General features: G+C 59.7%; 14 protein-coding genes. All 14 read left to right on the top strand.

Annotation, left to right across the window (positions count from 1 at the left end; all coding sequences use genetic code 11):
• Position 1: 1 nt before the first annotated feature.
• The 14 genes from murJ to gap all read left to right on the top strand — a co-directional run bounded on the left by murJ (position 2) and on the right by gap (position 17,532).
• Positions 2 to 1,684, top strand: a complete 1,683-nt coding sequence (murJ, locus tag ABCN01_RS07795) for a murein biosynthesis integral membrane protein MurJ (RefSeq protein ID WP_343014246.1) — start codon at positions 2 to 4, stop codon at positions 1,682 to 1,684.
• Between the two features lie 6 nt (positions 1,685 to 1,690).
• Complete coding sequence (uvrC, locus tag ABCN01_RS07790; RefSeq protein WP_342996661.1) at positions 1,691 to 3,631, top strand: excinuclease ABC subunit UvrC; 1,941 nt, start codon at positions 1,691 to 1,693, stop codon at positions 3,629 to 3,631.
• Between the two features lie 364 nt (positions 3,632 to 3,995).
• Positions 3,996 to 5,609, top strand: coding sequence for an ABC transporter substrate-binding protein (locus ABCN01_RS07785; protein ID WP_117647497.1), 1,614 nt, complete (start codon positions 3,996 to 3,998; stop codon positions 5,607 to 5,609).
• A gap of 157 nt (positions 5,610 to 5,766) precedes the next feature.
• Positions 5,767 to 6,723: an ABC transporter permease gene (locus ABCN01_RS07780; RefSeq protein ID WP_035138896.1), complete on the top strand. Its 957-nt coding sequence runs from the start codon at positions 5,767 to 5,769 to the stop codon at positions 6,721 to 6,723.
• A gap of 3 nt (positions 6,724 to 6,726) precedes the next feature.
• Positions 6,727 to 8,742: a dipeptide/oligopeptide/nickel ABC transporter permease/ATP-binding protein gene (locus ABCN01_RS07775; protein ID WP_035138893.1), complete on the top strand. Its 2,016-nt coding sequence runs from the start codon at positions 6,727 to 6,729 to the stop codon at positions 8,740 to 8,742.
• Positions 8,743 to 9,570 (top strand): ABC transporter ATP-binding protein, encoded by an 828-nt coding sequence (locus ABCN01_RS07770; RefSeq protein WP_117848735.1) that lies wholly within the window; start codon positions 8,743 to 8,745, stop codon positions 9,568 to 9,570.
• An 80-nt stretch (positions 9,571 to 9,650) separates the two neighbouring features.
• Positions 9,651 to 10,628 carry an acetylxylan esterase gene (locus ABCN01_RS07765; protein WP_138339845.1) on the top strand — a complete coding sequence of 326 codons (978 nt, stop codon included), beginning with the start codon at positions 9,651 to 9,653 and terminating at the stop codon, positions 10,626 to 10,628.
• A complete protein-coding gene (locus ABCN01_RS07760; RefSeq protein ID WP_342996660.1) occupies positions 10,621 to 11,472 on the top strand; it encodes an acetylxylan esterase in 852 nt (283 codons plus the stop codon). Before ABCN01_RS07765 ends, ABCN01_RS07760 begins: the two co-directional genes overlap by 8 nt.
• A 68-nt stretch (positions 11,473 to 11,540) precedes the next feature.
• Positions 11,541 to 12,461 carry a dihydrodipicolinate synthase family protein gene (locus ABCN01_RS07755; RefSeq protein ID WP_035138887.1) on the top strand — a complete coding sequence of 307 codons (921 nt, stop codon included), beginning with the start codon at positions 11,541 to 11,543 and terminating at the stop codon, positions 12,459 to 12,461.
• 171 nt (positions 12,462 to 12,632) lie between these two features.
• Positions 12,633 to 13,598, top strand: a complete 966-nt coding sequence (locus ABCN01_RS07750) for an ROK family protein (RefSeq protein ID WP_342996659.1) — start codon at positions 12,633 to 12,635, stop codon at positions 13,596 to 13,598.
• 70 nt (positions 13,599 to 13,668) lie between these two features.
• Positions 13,669 to 14,355 (top strand): N-acetylmannosamine-6-phosphate 2-epimerase, encoded by a 687-nt coding sequence (locus ABCN01_RS07745; protein WP_006236154.1) that lies wholly within the window; start codon positions 13,669 to 13,671, stop codon positions 14,353 to 14,355.
• 101 nt (positions 14,356 to 14,456) lie between these two features.
• Positions 14,457 to 15,377: an RNase adapter RapZ gene (gene rapZ, locus ABCN01_RS07740; RefSeq protein WP_022094878.1), complete on the top strand. Its 921-nt coding sequence runs from the start codon at positions 14,457 to 14,459 to the stop codon at positions 15,375 to 15,377.
• A 6-nt stretch (positions 15,378 to 15,383) separates the two neighbouring features.
• Complete coding sequence (whiA, locus tag ABCN01_RS07735) at positions 15,384 to 16,313, top strand: DNA-binding protein WhiA (RefSeq protein WP_022094879.1); 930 nt, start codon at positions 15,384 to 15,386, stop codon at positions 16,311 to 16,313.
• Positions 16,314 to 16,506: 193 nt separating this feature from the next.
• Positions 16,507 to 17,532 (top strand): type I glyceraldehyde-3-phosphate dehydrogenase, encoded by a 1,026-nt coding sequence (gene gap, locus ABCN01_RS07730; RefSeq protein WP_022094880.1) that lies wholly within the window; start codon positions 16,507 to 16,509, stop codon positions 17,530 to 17,532.
• Positions 17,533 to 17,617: the final 85 nt, after the last annotated feature.

The raw sequence follows: 17,617 nt of genomic DNA, 5'->3' as shown, positions 1-17,617 counted from the left end.
GATGCCGCAGGAAGAATTGAAGCGCGGAGCTCATTTTGCAAGAGAATCTGCGCCTCAGACACCCTCATCCGAAGCTTCTTCGTCGCGAGATGACACTGACGACATGGGCTCGTCGGACTACTCCACGGTTGGTCGTTCCGCCGGGCTTATGACCATACTGACCATCGTGTCTCGCGTTACCGGTTTTATCCGAACGTGGGCAATGGCGGCCGCTATCGGCATGTCGCTACTCTCGTCCTCCTATCAGGTCGCCAACAACCTGCCCAATATGCTCTACGAACTCGTGATGGGCGGCATGCTCGTGACGGCGTTTTTGCCCGTGTACATGGGCGTGAGGCGTGAGCAGGGTCGCGAGGCCTCGAACGAGTACGTGGGCAACCTGCTCGGCATTCTGCTTTTGGTGCTGGGTGGCATTTCGTTGCTGGGGACCGTGTTCGCCCCGGGCTTTATCTGGACTCAATCGTTCCTTTCGGGTGACGGCGGCAGCATGGATACCGCTGCGTTCATGTTCCGTTTCTTTGCTATCCAGATTCTGTTTTATGGTTTGGGCTCGGTGTTCTCGGGCGTTCTCAACGCACACCGCGACTACTTCTGGTCGACGTTTGCCCCGGTCCTCAACAATGTGATCGTCATTGCGAGCTTTATGGGTTTTGCGCCCGTGTCCGCACAGTTTGGCGAACGTGCCGGCATCATCTTGATTGCGGCCGGTACGACCCTCGGTGTCTTTATTCAGATGGCATGTCAGATCCCCGCGCTTGGCAAGCACGGCGTGCATCCCCATATCCATATCGACTTTAAGGACCCCGCACTGCGCCAGACGATTGCGCTCGGTATCCCGACGCTGCTCGCCACGGTGTGCATGTTTGTCTCGACTTCTATCACCAACGCTGCCGCGCTGGTGGTCCAGCCCGAGACTGGTCCTTCCGCCATCGCCTATGCGCGCCTGTGGTACACGCTGCCCTATGCGCTGATTGCCGCCTCGCTTTCGACGGCGCTCTATACCGAGCTCTCTCACGACGCACAGGAGAAGGATTACGACAGCGTTCGCACGGGCATTTCGCGTGGCGTCGCCCAAATGCTGTTCTTCCTGATTCCGTTCGCGCTGTACCTGATTGTCTTCGCGCGTCCGCTCAACATGATTTACTGTGCTGGCAAGTTTGATAAGTCCGGCGTGGCGCTGGTGTCCGAGTTCCTTGTCTACCTGGCGTTCTCGCTGCCGCTCTACGGCGTGGTCGTGTTGATGCAGAAGAGCTTCTCTGCCTTGCTCGACATGAAGCCCTATAGCCGCTATTGCCTGTATTCCGCCATCGGCCAGGCCGGCTCGGTTCTGCTGTTTGGCGTTGTGCTGGGCTTCGGTATGCCGGCAATCGCGCTTTCGTATGTCGTCGACTACGTGATCTTGGTCGGTTGTTCGCTGTGGTGGCTGCGTCGTCGTCTGCGTGGTCTTCAGGTCAAATCTATCCTGCATGGCGGTTTCTTTGGCCTTTTGCTCGGTGGCCTGGGTGCTGCCGCAGGCGCCGGCGTCATGTGGGCGCTTGAGCACTTTGTCGGGGCACTTGGCGGCTCGATTCTGATTACTCTTGGCTACGTTTGCGTTGCAGGTGTCGTCTCGCTTGCTGTTACCTTTGGCCTTGCCGTCGTCCTTAAGATGCCCGAGGTCTCGGCGCTGCTTCGTCGCAAGTAGGTGCGTGTGGCCGGTCACGACAACATTCCAACACTCGCCGAGCAGGTTTCGCGCGTTCCCACGCAGCCCGGATGTTACCTTTGGAAAGATGCCAAGGGCGATGTCATCTACGTTGGCAAGGCAAAAAACCTGCGTTCCCGTATGCGCCAGTACGTGACACTGCAGGATGAGCGTCAAAAGATCCCGCTGATGATGCAGCTGGTGGCGAGCTTTGACTATATCGTGGTGGAGACCGAGCACGAGGCGTTGGTGCTCGAGCGCAATTTGATTGGTCAGTACCATCCGTACTTTAACGTTGACCTCAAGGATGACAAGAGCTACCCCTTTATCGCCATTACAAAGGGCGACCTGTATCCCGCTATCAAATATACGCGCGAGCGTCATAAGCCGGGAACGCGTTATTTTGGTCCCTATACCGATAGCCGTGCGGCACGTGAGACGATAGATACGCTGCGCAAGGTTATCCCCATCTGCTCCGCATCCTGTGCGGAGTGGCGTCGTTGTCGTCGTATCGTCGAGTCCCACAAGGGCGAGGAAGACATCGTCAATATGATTTGCGCGCAAAACGGGCGCCCCTGCTTTGACTACCATGTCGGGCGCGGCCCGGGTGCGTGTGTCGGCGCGATTTCTCCGGCAGACTATGCCAAGAACGTCAAGCGCGTCGAGCGCTTTTTGTCGGGCCATCGCAAGGATGTCGTCGATGAGCTGACCTCCGAGATGACGGATGCCGCCGAGGCGCTCGACTTTGAGCGCGCGGCACGCGTCAAACGTCGTTTGGAGGTCATCAGGGGTCTGGACGACCGTCAGCAAGTCGTTTTTCCCTCCAGTGTCGATATCGATGTCATCGGTTTCTATCGCGAGGAGACCATCTCTGCCGCTTGCGTCTTCGTCGTTCGCGAGGGCCGAACAGTTCGCACCTGCGAGTTCATTCTCGACAAGGGTCTTGATGTTGACGAGGAAGAGCTCCAGTCGGGCTTTCTTAAGCGCTATTACGACGAGACGGCTGATATTCCAGCTGAGATAAACCTCTCTGTCGAGCTTGAGGATGCAGAGGCGCTGGGGGAGTGGCTTGCAGGCAAGCGCGAGCGTTCCTGCCATCTCCATAGGCCGCAGCGTGGCGAAAAGCACCGTTTGCTCGATATGGCATCCAAAAATGCGCGCCATGCCCTCATGCGCTACATGATGCGAACGGGGTACGCTGACGACCGCACCAATCAAGCGCTCCTGGAGCTCGAAAGCGCGCTGGCGCTGCCGGCGCCGCCGATGCGTATCGAGTGCTTCGATATCTCGACGCTGCACGGAACCTTTACCGTCGCCTCGATGGTGGTGTTTACCAACGGACGCGCCGACAAGAGCCAGTACCGTCGTTTTAAAATTCAGGCCGAATTGGACGAGGCAAACGACTTCGTGTCGATGTCCGAGGTTTTGGGACGACGCTATGCTCCCGAGCGCATGGCCGACGAGCGCTTTGGCTCGCGTCCCGATTTGCTCGTTGTCGATGGCGGTAAGCCGCAATTGACCGCTGCGATCAAGCAACTTGAGGCTCTTGGGCTCGATATACCGGTTTGTGGCTTGGCAAAGGCCGATGAGGAGGTTTTCGTGCCTTGGGACGAGACTCCCGTCGTGCTTCCGACCGGGTCCGCGTCGCTCTATCTAATTAAACAGGTGCGCGATGAATCGCACCGTTTTGCAATCACATTCCATCGTGAGTTGCGTGATAAAGCCATGACAGTTTCGGTACTCGATGACGTTCCAGGCGTGGGACCCACCAGAAAACGTGCCCTTATGCGCCATTTTGGCTCGATGAAGCGTTTGCGCGCGGCGAGTGAGCAAGAGATCGCGGAAGTTCGCGGCATACCTGCCGATGTTGCCAAGGCGGTCCACGAGGCGCTCGTTGCGTGGAATGCCGAGCGCGCCGAGGCGGCGGCTGGCCATTCCGATAGCTAAACACGAGCCTAAACTACTGATATACATGATTGCGTGATTTTCAACCATTTATTTCGCCATGATTGCCTGCTGGTTTCGGGTTTTATTAACGCTAAAACGTTTGACTGACCCAAGTGAAAACCCTGCTATCCTGCGGGTTGACGAAGACTGATATCTCACCTCGCCGATACATACTGTCTGGCGAATCGTTTGTCAACGAATTCGGTGAACGGTAGTAAATACCGTTCAAGCGTATGTATGTATCGGTCGCCGAGCGCGGCACCTCAGTTGGGCTCGTCGGTAGGTAAGGTATATATCGTCCGCAAGTTGCGCGGGGGCACGTCTAGGTGCTCCCGGGTAAGATTCTCTATTGATAGGAGAAGACATGGCCATCATCAACAAGGGTATGTCCAGGCGTTCGTTCCTCGGCCTCACCGGCAGCGTCGCTGCTGTCGCAGGGCTTGGTCTCACCGGCTGCGGTGGCAGCTCTAGCGACGAGGGTTCCGCTTCCGGTTCCACCGATTCCGCCAACCGTGGCGGCGGCGTGATCACCGCTGGTTCCGCTTACGCTCCGTCCAGCTTCGATCCCGCCAGCACCGGCTCCGCTGTGGGCCTGGGTGCTAACTGGCACGTCGTTGAGGGTCTCTACGGCATCGATTACCACGACTACAGCACCTTCAACGAGCTCGCCACCGACGATCCCAAGTCTGTGGACGACACCACTTTCGAGGTCACCATCCGCAAGGGCGCCAAGTTCTCCGATGGCACCGAGGTCACCGCTGACGATGTCGTTGCTTCCTACACCGCTTGCGCCGCTTCCGCTACCTATGCTCCGTTCTTCCAGCCCTTCGAGTCCATCGAGGCCAAGGACGCCAGCACCGTGACGGTCAAGACCAAGGTCCCCAACTTCTCCCTGCTCAAGGATCGTCTGGCCATCGTCCGCGTTACCCCGGCCACCCAGACCGAGGAGGATCGCGCCAAGCAGCCGATCGGCTCCGGCCCCTGGATGTACGACTCTATCTCCGATACCGAGATTACCCTGGTTCCCAACCCCGAGTACAACGGTGAGTATGCTGCCGAGGATAAGAAGATCCAGTACAGCATCCTGACCGACCCCACCGCTCGCGTTACCGCTCAGCAGGAGGGCTCCACGCTCGTTATGGAGCTCGTTACCGCTGATGCCGTCGACCAGCTCGAGAGCGCCGGCTGCAAGATCGATAACGTTCAGGGTTTCGGCACCCGCTTCATCATGTTCAACGTCGCCAAGGAGCCTTGGAACAACGTCAAGGTCCGTCAGGCCGTCATGTATGCGCTCGACACCGAGAAGATGGTCAGCAACACCTTCGCCGGCCTTGCCACCGCTGCCAGCTGCTACCTGCCCAAGAGCTTCACCAACTATCATGAGGCTTCCACGGTGTACAAGACCGACGCCAAGAAGGCTAAGAAGCTCATCGAGGAGTCTGGCATCACCCCGGGTGCCATCACCCTGCGCACCACCGACAACGAGCAGATTAAGGGCATGGCCGCCCAGGTCAAGAACGACCTCGACGCTCTCGGCTTCGATGTGACCATCCAGACCGATACCTCGCCGGCCACCTACGCTGCCATCGACGGCGGCGAGGCCTACGATATCCTCCTTGCCCCTGGCGATCCTTCCTGCTTCGGCGCCGACCCCGACCTGCTGCTCAACTGGTGGTACGGCGACAACGTCTGGATGCAGACCCGTTGCCCGTGGAAGGAGTCCGCTGAGTGGCAGAAGCTCCACAGTCTCATGGACGAGGCTCTTGCCGCCGAGGGCGACGAGCAGCAGAAGAAGTGGAACGAGTGCTTCGACATCATTGCCGACAACGCCGTTCTGTACCCCGTTGTCCACGTCAAGACCGTCTCCGCTTCCTGGGACGATCCGTCCACTGCGCCCAACGGCGAGGCCCTCGATGGCTTCAAGGGCATCGGCACGACGAGCATGTCCTTCAGGGGCGTTGCGACCGTCAAGGCGTAAGACTCGCTTGAGTCTGTATGCAGGATGTCGGTCGTTGGGACCGTATCCTCATAGTTGAAACAAAGACCCGGGCGGCAACGATGTCGCTCGGGTCTTGTAATGAGTATCCGTACTCATATACCAGTTGGTCCTACCGACAAAAGAAAGGGGAGAGAACGTGAACAACTTGCTACGTTTGATTGGAAGGCGTCTCGTGGCGCTGCCGATCATGGCATTGGGCGTCACCGTCCTGGTGTTCTTCCTTATGTCGTTCTCCAAGACCGACCCCGCCTACACGGCGTTGGGTGACGGTGCCTCGCCCGAGGCGGTCGCCGAGTACCATGAGAAGTATGGTCTGGACGACCCCTGGCCCGTGCGCTACGTGCGCTATATGGGCGATTTGATCCATGGCGACATGGGCACCTATGGTGCTGCTCGCAACTCCGTTGCCAAGCGCATCTCCACGGCCCTGCCCGTTACGATGCAGCTGACCTTCATCGGTCTTGCCATCGGTGCGGTCGTTTCGTTTTTGCTCGGCGTCATCGCGGCACTGTATCGCGACAAATGGCCGGACCAAGTGATCCGCGTCTTTTCCATCGCCGGCTTGGCAACCCCGTCGTTCTGGCTTGCCGTTCTGTTGATCCTGCTGTTCTCTTCCTACCTTAAGGTGCTTCCGGCATCGGGTGCTCTGCCTCACTTCACCACGAATCCGGTTGGCTATCTGGGGCGTATGATCATGCCCGCTATCGCCTTGGCATTTCCGCTGACGGGCCAGATGACTCGTATCGTGCGTACCGCCATGGTCGAGGAGCTCGACAAGGACTATGTCCGTATGGCTCGTGGCGCCGGCGTTCCCGAGAAGGTCGTCGTCGGCATCAACGTTCTTCGCAATGCGCTGATCACCCCGGTCACCACCCTCGGTCTTAAGATCGGTTACCTCATGGGCGGCGCCGTCGTCATCGAGGTTATCTTCAACCTCCCCGGCATGGGCACCGCGATTCTGCAGGGCGTTCAGGGCAACGAGGCGAACCTGGTTCAGGGCGTCGTCATCGTCGTTGCTCTCGCCTTCATCATCATCAACATCGTGGTTGACATGCTCTACCTGCTCATCAACCCGCGCATCAGGACGGTGTAGATTATGGTAAAGATTCGAGAGAAGCAAACCGAGCAGCTCGAGAAGGCTGCCTCCAAGGGGCTCAAGCTCGGTGGCTGGAAGAAGATGACGCTGTCTTCTAAGATTGCCGCCGTCGTGCTGGTGCTGGTCGCCCTGACTGCGATTCTTGCGCCCTTGCTTGCCCCCTATAGCCCGGTCGAGATCTTTACGGCTCGCCAGGCTCCCGGCAACGGATTTATCTTCGGTACCGACGATAAGGGTCGCGACATTCTGTCACGTATGCTCTACGGTGGTCGTTACTCGCTGATTATCGGCTTTGGCGCCACTGCCATGGCTCTGGTCTGCGGCTCGGTCGTGGGCGCCCTTGCAGCGGTTTCGCGCAAGGCCGTCTCCGAGACGATCATGCGTATCCTGGACATCATCATGTCCATCCCGGGCATCGCCCTCGCGGCCGTCTTCGTCTCCATCCTGGGCAACTCCGTGCCGTCGATTATCTTCGCCATCGGCTTTATGTACACTCCGCAGATTGCCCGTATCGTGCGCGCCAACATCGTGTCCGAGTACGGCGAGGACTATGTCCGCGCGGTCATCGTTTCCGGCGCCAAGGCTCCGTGGATTTTGATCAAGCATGTTCTGCGTAACTGCATCGCCCCGATCATGGTCTTCACCGTTACCCTGGTCGCAGATGCCATCATCTTCGAGGCTTCGCTGACCTTCATCGGCGCTGGTATCCAGGAGCCCACCGCTACCTGGGGCAATATCCTCGCCGACGCCCGCGGCGGCGTGCTCGCTGGCCGTTGGTGGCAGGCGCTGTTCCCGGGCCTGGCCATCATGATCACCTGCCTGGCGCTCAACATCCTCTCCGAGGGCATTACCGACGCCATGGCCGCTGCTCCCTCCGCCGCCCTGGATCCGACCGATTCCTCCAAGCGCCGCGAGGCCGACCTGCTGGTCTCCGACCCCGTTCGCGCCTACAAGGAGCAGGCCCAGTCCCTCTCCGCTCGCCTTGGCGCCCTGCGCGATGTCGAGCTCAAGCGTGACGATCGCCATGTGCCCGACGAGTCTGTCGAACCGATTCTCTCGGTCCGCGATTTCTGCATTCAGTTTGAGCATCACGGTGATATCAACGTCGTCGACCATGTCAACTTTGACGTCCGTCCCGGCCAGACCATGGGCCTGGTGGGCGAGTCCGGTTGCGGTAAGTCCATCACCACGCTGGCCATCATGGGCCTGACCGACGATGACGAGCATCTTTCCGGCGAGGTCCTCTGGGAGGGCCGTGACCTGCTTAAGATGAGCAAGAAGGAGTGGTTCGGCCTGCGCGGTACCGATATCGCTATGGTCTATCAGGACGCCCTGTCTTCGCTCAACCCCTCCATGCTCATCTCTGCCCAGATGAAGCAGCTCACCAAGCGCGGCGGCACCCGCAGCGCCGAGGAGCTTCTGGAGCTCGTCGGCCTCGATCCTAAGCGCACGCTCGAGAGCTATCCGCACGAGCTTTCCGGCGGCCAGCGTCAGCGTGTCCTGATCGCTATGGCCCTTACCCGCGACCCCAAGCTGGTCATCTGCGACGAGCCCACGACCGCTCTGGACGTTACCGTCCAGAAGCAGGTCATTAAGCTGCTCAACGATCTTCAGGCCAAGCTCGGCTTTGCCATGATCTTCGTTTCGCACGACCTGGCACTGGTCGCCGAGGTCGCCCACAACATCACGGTTATGTACGCTGGCCAGGTTATCGAGCAGGCGCCCACCAAGGAGCTGCTCACCAACCCGATCCACGAGTACACCCGCGGTCTTCTGGGTTCCGTTCTGTCCATCGAGAGCGGTTCGGGTCGCCTGCACCAGGTGCCCGGCGCCGTTCCGAGCCCGCGCGATTTCCCCAAGGGCGATCGCTTCGCGCCCCGCTCGAGCCATCCGCGTATTGGCCTGGACACCCGTCCGGTCTTCAAGCGCGTGCCCGGCACCGAGCACTTCTATTCCGAGCTCCCCGACGAGGTGCTCAAGGCAAATGGTTTGACCCCTCACGCGGAGGTGATGTAGATGAGCGAGACCGCAGTCAACGGCGTCGAGCCGATCATCTTCCTTGATGACGTCCACGTCACCTTTAGGACCCGTACCGGCTCGATTCTGCACCCCAACCTGGTTCACGCCGTCCAGGGTGTAACGATTAAGCTCATGCCCGGTCAGACGATCGGCATCGTCGGCGAGTCCGGTTGCGGTAAGTCCACCACCGCCAACGTCATGTGCGGCCTGCAGGCCCCCACGAGCGGCAAGGTCTACTTTAAGGGCAAGGACGTTACCAAACGTACCGCCGAGGACCGTCGCCACATGGGTCGCGTCATCTCGGTCGTGTTCCAGAACCCGGCCACGGCGCTCAATCCCCGCATGGTCGTTCGCGAGCAGCTGCTCGACCCCATGCGCGTCCACAACCTGGGTACCGAGGCCGAGCAGGAGAAGCGCGTCAAGGAGCTCCTGGAGCTCACCGGTCTGCCCAGCTCCGCCGCCGAGGTTCTTCCCGGTCAGCTTTCGGGCGGCCAGCGTCAGCGCGTCGCAATTGCCCGTGCCCTGTCGCTGAACCCCGATGCCATCATCGCCGACGAGCCCACCTCGGCTCTGGACGTTTCGGTCCGCGCACAGATTCTGAACCTGTTGACCGACCTTAAGAAGGAGCTCGGCCTGGCCATGGTGTTCATCAGCCATGACATCCAGACGGTCCGCTATATCTCTGACGACATCATCGTTATGAATGGCGGCAGGATCGTCGAGCAGGGCGAGGCCAAGCAGGTCTTCCAGCACCCCCAGGACCCCTACACCAAGATGCTGCTCGGCGCTGCGCCGTCGCTGCTGCATCCCAAGCTCGGCGAGTAGCCTCGCTTTCCCTCCCGTGCGCCCGGTTCCCTTGCCGGGCGCACCTCCGTTGCGATTTCGAAAGGTTGGGTTCACGAGCCATGCCAAGTGCTCAGGAGCTACAACATCAATTTGGTGAATACCGAGGCGCCATGCCCCGTCCATCAGATTTCGATCTCTTTTGGAAGGATCGCATGGCCGAGGCCGACGCCGTCGGGCTTGACTATGCGATCGAGACGGCATCGGTCGCCGATGCCGCGACCTGCCAGCTTTTCGACCTCTGGTATACCGGCATGTGTGGCGCGCGCCTGCATGCCAAATACCTTAAACCTGTCTCGGACGAGCCCGTGCCATTAGTACTTCAGTTCCATGGGTATCCGGGTGCAAGCCGCAGCTGGTTTGAGCAGGCGTCGTTTGCGGGCATGGGCATGGCACTCATCGCCCTCGACTGCCCCGGCCAAGGAGGTCCCTCCGAGGACATTGGTGGATTTGAGGGCACAACGGTTGCCGGTCATATCGTCGCCGGTATCGACGGCGACCCGGCCAACCTCTACTATGTCCGCTTGCACCAAGATATTCGCATCCTGTGCCGCATCGTTCGCGAGCTCGAGGGCATCGATCTTGCGCGTGTGTTTGTGAACGGCGCGTCGCAGGGCGGCGGTTTGGGCATTGCGACCTGTGCGCTTAACAGCGAGCTTATCAATCGTGCCGCCATCCTCTATCCCTTTCTGTCAGATTTCCGCCTGGTCTGGGATTTGGATGCCGACGACATTGCCTACGAGGGCCTGCGCTATTGGTCTCGCTGGTTTGACGAGGACTCGACTCGTATTGACGAAGCCTATGCCAAGCTGGCGTACTTCGATTCCAAGAACTTTGCCCCTATGGTCAAATGCCCCGTGCTGTTTGGCACCGGCACAGCCGATATCGTCTGTCCGCCAGCGACGCAGTTTGCGGTCTATAACAACCTGACCTGCGAAAAGCGTCATGAGTTCTTTGAAGGCTTTGGCCACGAGGAGATTCAGGATTTCGACGATTTGATCATTCCGTTTTTCTGCAAGGGAGGGGAGGCTCATGTCTAAGTGCGAGAGCAATGTTGACGAGCTGATTGTCCCCGGGCTCGTGGGAATTCCTGGAACGGTTTCGTCAAGGCTCGCAGAATATCGGGACTGGCGCGGTGATGTCCAAGCAGATGTTTCTGATTTAGAGACATGCGCTTCGAATCTTGAGATTCAAGGCCTGGCCATTACGGCGATTGACTTTGTTAACCCCTGCGCCCGTTACTCGGAGGTCTCCTTTGAGCTCGGTGACGATGCGATTCACGCTCGTTTGATCGAGCCTGTCGGTCGTGCCCGAGTATCTGAGCGCGTGCCGTTGTGCCTGATGTTCCACGACATCGATCGGCCTGTGCGCGGCTGGCATCACATGACGAGATTTGCCGCCATGGGGTATGCCGTCCTCGCGCTGGATGACGATGTTGCTGGTGCGGACGACCTGCAGCGGGGGATTTCTTCGCCCGCTTTTGTCGAGCGCCTCCGTTGGGGTTGCGCGCTGGCGAAGGTGGCGCGCAATCTTGATGGCATGGACCCCGACCGCATCTTTGCATGGGGCGAGGGCCTTGGTGGCGGTGTCGCTTTGGCGGTCTCCGCCTTGGATAAGTGTGGCTTTGCCTGCACGGCGGTTGCCAATCCAATTCCCGGTGGCCTTGAGACGCTGTCGTCTCGGGTGCGCGGATCGGTGCTCATGGGCACATCGCTCATGGATGCCGCGAGCGACCCCAAGGGCCAGTTTGCTGTATTCAACGGTCTTGAGTGTGACCGGAGGCATATCATCTATGCCAAATACGCTCACGAGCGCATCAATGCGTTCGAAAACGAAGTCGTCGACTTCTTTAACCAAACGTTCTACCCGTGTTCTTTGGCCTAGACGGCCTGGACACTGCCAACAAGAGTGGGCGGCATAGGGCTGCCCGCCAGACAACTAAGGAGATTCTTGTGGCAACTCAGAAATTCACCGGCGTTATCCCTCCCGTCGTTGTTCCCGATACCGAAGACCACCAGCTCGATGTTGCCTCCTTTGAGCGCAGCATCAACCGCATGATCGATGCCGGCGTCGATGGCTTGTTCTTCCTGGGCTCCTCGGGCGAGGTCGTCTTCTCCACCGACGAGCGTCGCCGTCAGATCATCGCCGAGGCCGTCCGTATCGTCGACCACCGCGTTCCCGTTCTGGTCGGCATCATCGACACCGAGACCGAGCGCATGATCGAACACGGTAAGGTCGCTCAGGAGCTGGGCGCCGATGCGCTTGTCGCCACCTGCCCGTTCTATGCCCTGCAGGGCATGACCGAGGTCGAGGAGCACTTCCGCATCCTGCATGAGGAACTCGACCTGCCCATCTTCGCCTACGACATTCCCGTGTGTGTCCACACCAAGCTCCCTTGGAAGCTCCTTGCCAAGCTCGGTGCCGAGGGCGTTCTGGCCGGCGTCAAGGATTCCTCGGGTGATGACATCTCGTTCCGCTACCTCGTTCAGGAGAACGAGAAGAACGGCCATCCGATGAGCATCCTCACCGGTCACGAGGTTGTTGTCGACGGCGCCTACCTCGGTGGCGCCGACGGTTCCGTTCCGGGTCTCGCCAACGTTGAGCCCGAGGGCTACGTGCGTCAGTGGAAGGCCGCTCAGGCTGGTGACTGGGCTACCGTCAAGGCCGAGCAGGATCGCCTCAATGAGATTTCGCACATCTGGGATGTCACCTCGGGCGTCCAGGGTTATGCCGGTGGCGTCGGCGCCTTCAAGACCGCTATGAACCTCATGGGTATCTTCGACAGCCCGACCATGCCGCGCCCGGTGAAGGCCATGACCGGCGAGAACGTCGAGGCGATTAAGAAGGTCCTCCAGGACAACGGTCTCCTGTAAAGCTTCCCCGGGCACCCGATCTTGGGGCTCAAGCGGTCGAGCGTGACCCATTAGGTCAACGCCCGACCGCTTTCACCCCAACCTCGGGCACCCGGGAAACCTTTACCAAGCTGCGGCGATAACGCAGCCTTCATTTCCTGTAGTTGTTTTTTATCTCCTAAGGAGAGCGACATGGAGAACAAGTACGTCTGCTCTGTCGATATCGGCGGAACTAAGATCGCGACTGCCATCATGGAGTACCCGGCTGACGGTAGTGTGCCCCATCCCGTTTTTGAGGCCGAGGTTTCCACCGAGGCCCAGGAGGGCGGCGAGGCCGTCTTCCAGCGTATCGAGGCGTCCATCAAGGCTGCCCTCGAGGCGAATCCCGATGTCGAGGTCCTTGGCGTCGGCATTGGTGCCGCCGGCGTCGTCGATCCCAAGACGGGCGCCATCGCGTATGCCAACGAGATCATGCCCGGCTGGTCCGGCGTTCAGTTGGGGCCGCGTCTGCGCGAGGACCTTGGTCTCCCCGTTGCCGTTGTGGGCGACGTGCAGGCTCATGCTCTGGGCGAGGCCCACTGGGGCGTCGGCAAGGGCAAGTTCTCCGTCTTGTGCCTGGGCATCGGCACGGGCATCGGCGGCGCATATGTCGAGAACGGCCGCGTGATGCAGGGCTTCCATGGTGCTGCCGGCCATATGGGCCACATCGAGTGCTCGGCTGCCGCCGGCATTCCCTGCGCCTGCGGGCGTTCCGGCCATCTGGAGTCGGTTGCTTCGGGCACTTCCATTGGTCGAATGTACGATGAGCGTTTTGGCCGCGTCGACCCCAGCCGTCCTTCGGTCGGTCGAGATGTGAACGACCTGTGCCGCGCGGGCGACGCAAAGGCGACCGAGGTCATCCATGACGCCGGCTTTGCGCTGGGTGCCAGCTTGGGCTCGCTCGCTAACATCCTGGACCCTGAGGTCATCGTGCTTTCGGGTGGCGTGATTCACCAAGGTCCCGATTGGCGTTCACAGACGTGGAAGGATTCGGTGCATGAGGGCTATGCCAGCCAGGCGCTCGATCCGCTTCAGGACACGCCGATCCTCATCGGTTCTCTGGAGGGCGATGCTCCGCTCATCGGTGCCGCTGAGCATCTTCTTGCCTCGTTGAAGTAAACGTATCTTCTGTAGGAGCCTCTTGAGACGACACGTCTCGGGAGGCTGTTCTGAGAAAGGTTACAGCCTTATGACCGTCGATCCTTTGATTCAATCCCTGAAGGGCAAGCTCGTCGTGAGCGTTCAGGCGTATATGGGCGAGCCGCTTCGTACGCCCGAGACCATGGCTCAAATGTCGCGTGCTTGCGAGCTCGGCGGCGCCGCCGCCATTCGCTGCCAGGGCCTTGCCGACATTGCCGCCATTAAGGGTCGCTGTGAGGTTCCCGTCATCGGCCTGTGGAAGGATGGGCACGAGGGCGTTTACATCACGCCGACGCTGCGTCACGCTCGCGCCTGCGTTGCTGCGGGTGCCGATATCGTGGCGATCGACGCCACCGATCGCCCGCGTCCCGACGGCAAGTCGGTCGAGGATACCTTCCGCCCGCTGCACGAGGAGGGTGTGCTCCTGATGGCGGATTGTGCCACCATCGAGGACATTCGCCGTGCTGTTGATATGGGCTTTGACCTTGTATCCACCACGCTTTCTCACGGTGTCGCCGCCATCGACTGCACCATGGCCGATGGCCCCGATCTGCCGCTCCTGCGTCAGGCGACCGAGGAATTCCCCGGCCTTCCCATCATTTGCGAGGGTCGCGTGCATACGCCCGAGGAGGCTCGCGCCGCGATCGATGCTGGCGCCTGGGCCGTTGTCGTCGGCACCGCCATCACGCACCCCACGAGTATTACGAGTTGGTTCAAGGCTGCGCTTGAGGCGTAAGACAGGCCTCGTATCCGCTCGGGGCGGTATACTCAATATAGGCAATTGACCGCGCGGGATCCGGGTTGCTGGGTCCCGCGCTTGTTTTCGGGAGGCAACACATGCAAAAGGGAGATGCCATGGATGCGGCGGAGCGCTCGGAGCGCATCCCCGATATCGTCATCATCACCGGAATGTCCGGATCAGGCCGCACACAGGCCATGCACGTGTTCGAGGACATGGGCTATTTTTGCATCGATAACCTGCCTCCGCGTCTCATCGCCCAGCTTGCCGAGCTCGTCGGCATCAATACGGGCGTGGGCAGGCATCTCGCCGTCACCTGCGATTTGCGTAGCCAGGGACTGTTTGACGAGCTGCTCGATGCGGTCGCCGCGCTCGAAGAGCGCGAGATGAGCTGCGACATCGTGTTCCTGGAGGCTTCTGACGAGGTGCTGATTCGTCGCTACAGCGAAAATCGCCGCCGTCATCCCATTGCCAAGCCGGGGGAGACTACGGCCGATGCCATTCAGCGCGAGCGCCTTCAGCTGCAGGGCGTGCGCGACCGAGCCGATATGATTATCGACACGAGCCGTCTGCGCACCTCTGCGCTGCGCAACAAGCTACGTATGGCATTTTCCGAGCTGTCCGACCAGCAGCTCATGGACGTCCACGTGTTCTCGTTTGGCTTTAAGCACGGCATGCCCGTCGAGGCGGACATTATGATCGACGTCCGCTTCCTGCCCAATCCGTTCTACGATCCCGAGATGCGCACGATGACCGGTCTCGATAAAAAGGTCTCCGATTTTGTTCTGGACCATCCCAAGACGCAGGAGTTTTGGAAGGCTTGGACACAGCTGCTCGATACGGTGATGCCGGGCTATATTGCGGAGGGTAAGCCGCAGCTTTCTATCGCCATCGGCTGCACGGGCGGCCAGCACCGCAGCGTTGCCATTGCCGAGGCCACGGCCCGTTACCTGGAAGGCGCTCAGTATCATGTGAGCATCTCCCACCGCGACCTGTCGCGCGCCAACACGAAGGCATAGGCCTGCATGTCGTTTACCGCTGAGGTGCGCGACGAGCTTGCGCGCTGCGAACCCGAATGTGAATACTGCGACTTGTCGACGCTTGCCGCCCTCACGCGCGTGAGCGGTACGCTCTCGCTTGCCGGCTCTGGGCGGTATCGTTTGACGGTTGCGACTGAGACGGGAGCCGTCGCGCGCACGATGATCACGCTGACGCATCGTATCCTTAAGCTCAAAACGGAGTTCACCGTCCGCAAATCTGTCTTGCATAAGGTTCGAAACTACCTCATCACCTTGCCTGATCAACCCGACCTGGACAAGGCTCTGGTGCTGCTGGGCATTCTCGACCGCAGGGGAGGGCTCGTCGCCGGTGTTCCCCGGCACATCGTTGCCCGTCCCTGCTGCAGGCTTGCCTACATCCGCGGCGCGCTCATCGCCGGCGGTTTCGTGGCCGATCCCCGCGGCGACTTTCATTTGGAGATCGCGGTGCAGGGCGAGCAATATGCCAAGGGGCTTTGCGATCTGTTGGAGCAGATTGGGGTCCATGCTCGTGTTAATGCGCGGCGGGGGTCATATGCCGTGTACATTAAGAGCGCCGAGGAAATCGAGCATCTATTAAAGCTGATTGGTGCCAAGCGCAGCGTTGCCGAGATTGAGGAGGCGCGCGCGGTCAAGTTGGTTAAGAACGATGTGAACCGTCGCGTGAACGCCGAGCTCGCCAACCAGACCAGAAGCGCCGGTGCTGCCCAGCATCAGCTTGCGCTTATCGATGAGCTCGAGCAGCGAGGCCTTCGCGATGCGCTTCCGGATGCCTTGGCGGTCTTTTGCGACCTGCGCGAGCGCTATCCCGATCTTTCGCTGCGTGATTTAGGGGAGATGGCTGACCCTCCCTTGTCGAAGTCGGCCCTCTACCATCGTGTTTTACGGCTTGAAAAGCTCATTGAAGCAAACAGGTAGTTTAAAGTATCGACTTATATACGGATTTAGCTGCTGTTTTAGTATTTAAAACGTTTTAACGTAAATTTGATTTTCAATTTCGAGCATTCTCGTGAAATTCAAGTCAAAAAAAAGGTATATTAGGCGAGTGGTTAGTTTGTGGGCCTCAACGGCGGGCGCTGTAGCTCGCGGGGGCCTTACGAAAGGAGACACAATGGCAGTAAAGGTTGCTATTAACGGCTTCGGTCGCATCGGTCGTCTGGCTTTCCGTCAGATGTTCGGTCATGAGGGCTCCGAGATCGTCGCTATCAACGACCTCACCTCTCCCGATATGCTCGCTTACCTGCTGAAGTACGACTCCACGCAGGGCAACTACGCTCGCGATCACGAGGTCGTTGCTGGCGAGGATTCCATCACCGTTGACGGCAAGGAGATCAAGATCTACAAGGAGGCCGACGCCAACAACCTGCCTTGGGGCGACCTCGACGTCGACGTCGTTCTCGAGTGCACCGGCTTCTACACCAGCAAGGCTAAGGCTCAGGCCCACATCAACGCTGGCGCCAAGAAGGTCGTCATCTCCGCTCCGGCTGGCAGCGATCTGCCCACCATCGTGTACAACGTCAACCATGAGACGCTGACCGCTGAGGACAACATCATCTCCGCTGCTTCCTGCACCACCAACTGCCTCGCCCCGATGGCCAAGGGTCTGAACGACTTCGCTCCCATCGTGTCCGGCATCATGACCACCATTCACGCCTGGACTGGCGACCAGATGCCGCTCGACGGCCCGCAGCGCAAGGGCAACAAGCGTCGTAGCCGCGCCTGCGCCGTCAACATCGTCCCCAACACCACCGGTGCTGCCAAGGCTATCGGCCTGGTTCTCCCCGAGCTCAACGGTAAGCTCATCGGTGCCGCCCAGCGCGTCCCGACGCCGACCGGCTCCATCACCAACCTCTACGCTGTCGTTGACAAGAAGGTCACCGTCGACGAGGTCAACGCTGCTATGAAGGCCTACGCTGCCACCATCTCCGAGACCTTCGGTTACAACGAGGACGACATCGTCTCCACCGACATCATCGGCGAGACCCACGGCTCTATCTTCGACGCCACTCAGACCATGTGCTCTGACCTCGGCAACGGCCAGACCCTCGTTCAGGTCACCTCTTGGTACGACAACGAGAACTCTTACACCTCTCAGATGGTCCGCACCATCAAGTACTTCGAGAAGTTCGTTGCTTAATTTAGCTTTTAGCGAATAGCTCGTTGAGCGTCTAAAGAAGGGCGCGGCCTTATAGGGCTTACACCCTAGGGTCGCGCCCTTTTTA

The sequence above is a fragment of the Collinsella aerofaciens genome (assembly GCF_039062365.1).
Taxonomy (GTDB): domain Bacteria; phylum Actinomycetota; class Coriobacteriia; order Coriobacteriales; family Coriobacteriaceae; genus Collinsella.
Note: the sequence above shows the minus strand (reverse complement) of the source record. Positions and strands in the feature narration are given on the sequence as shown.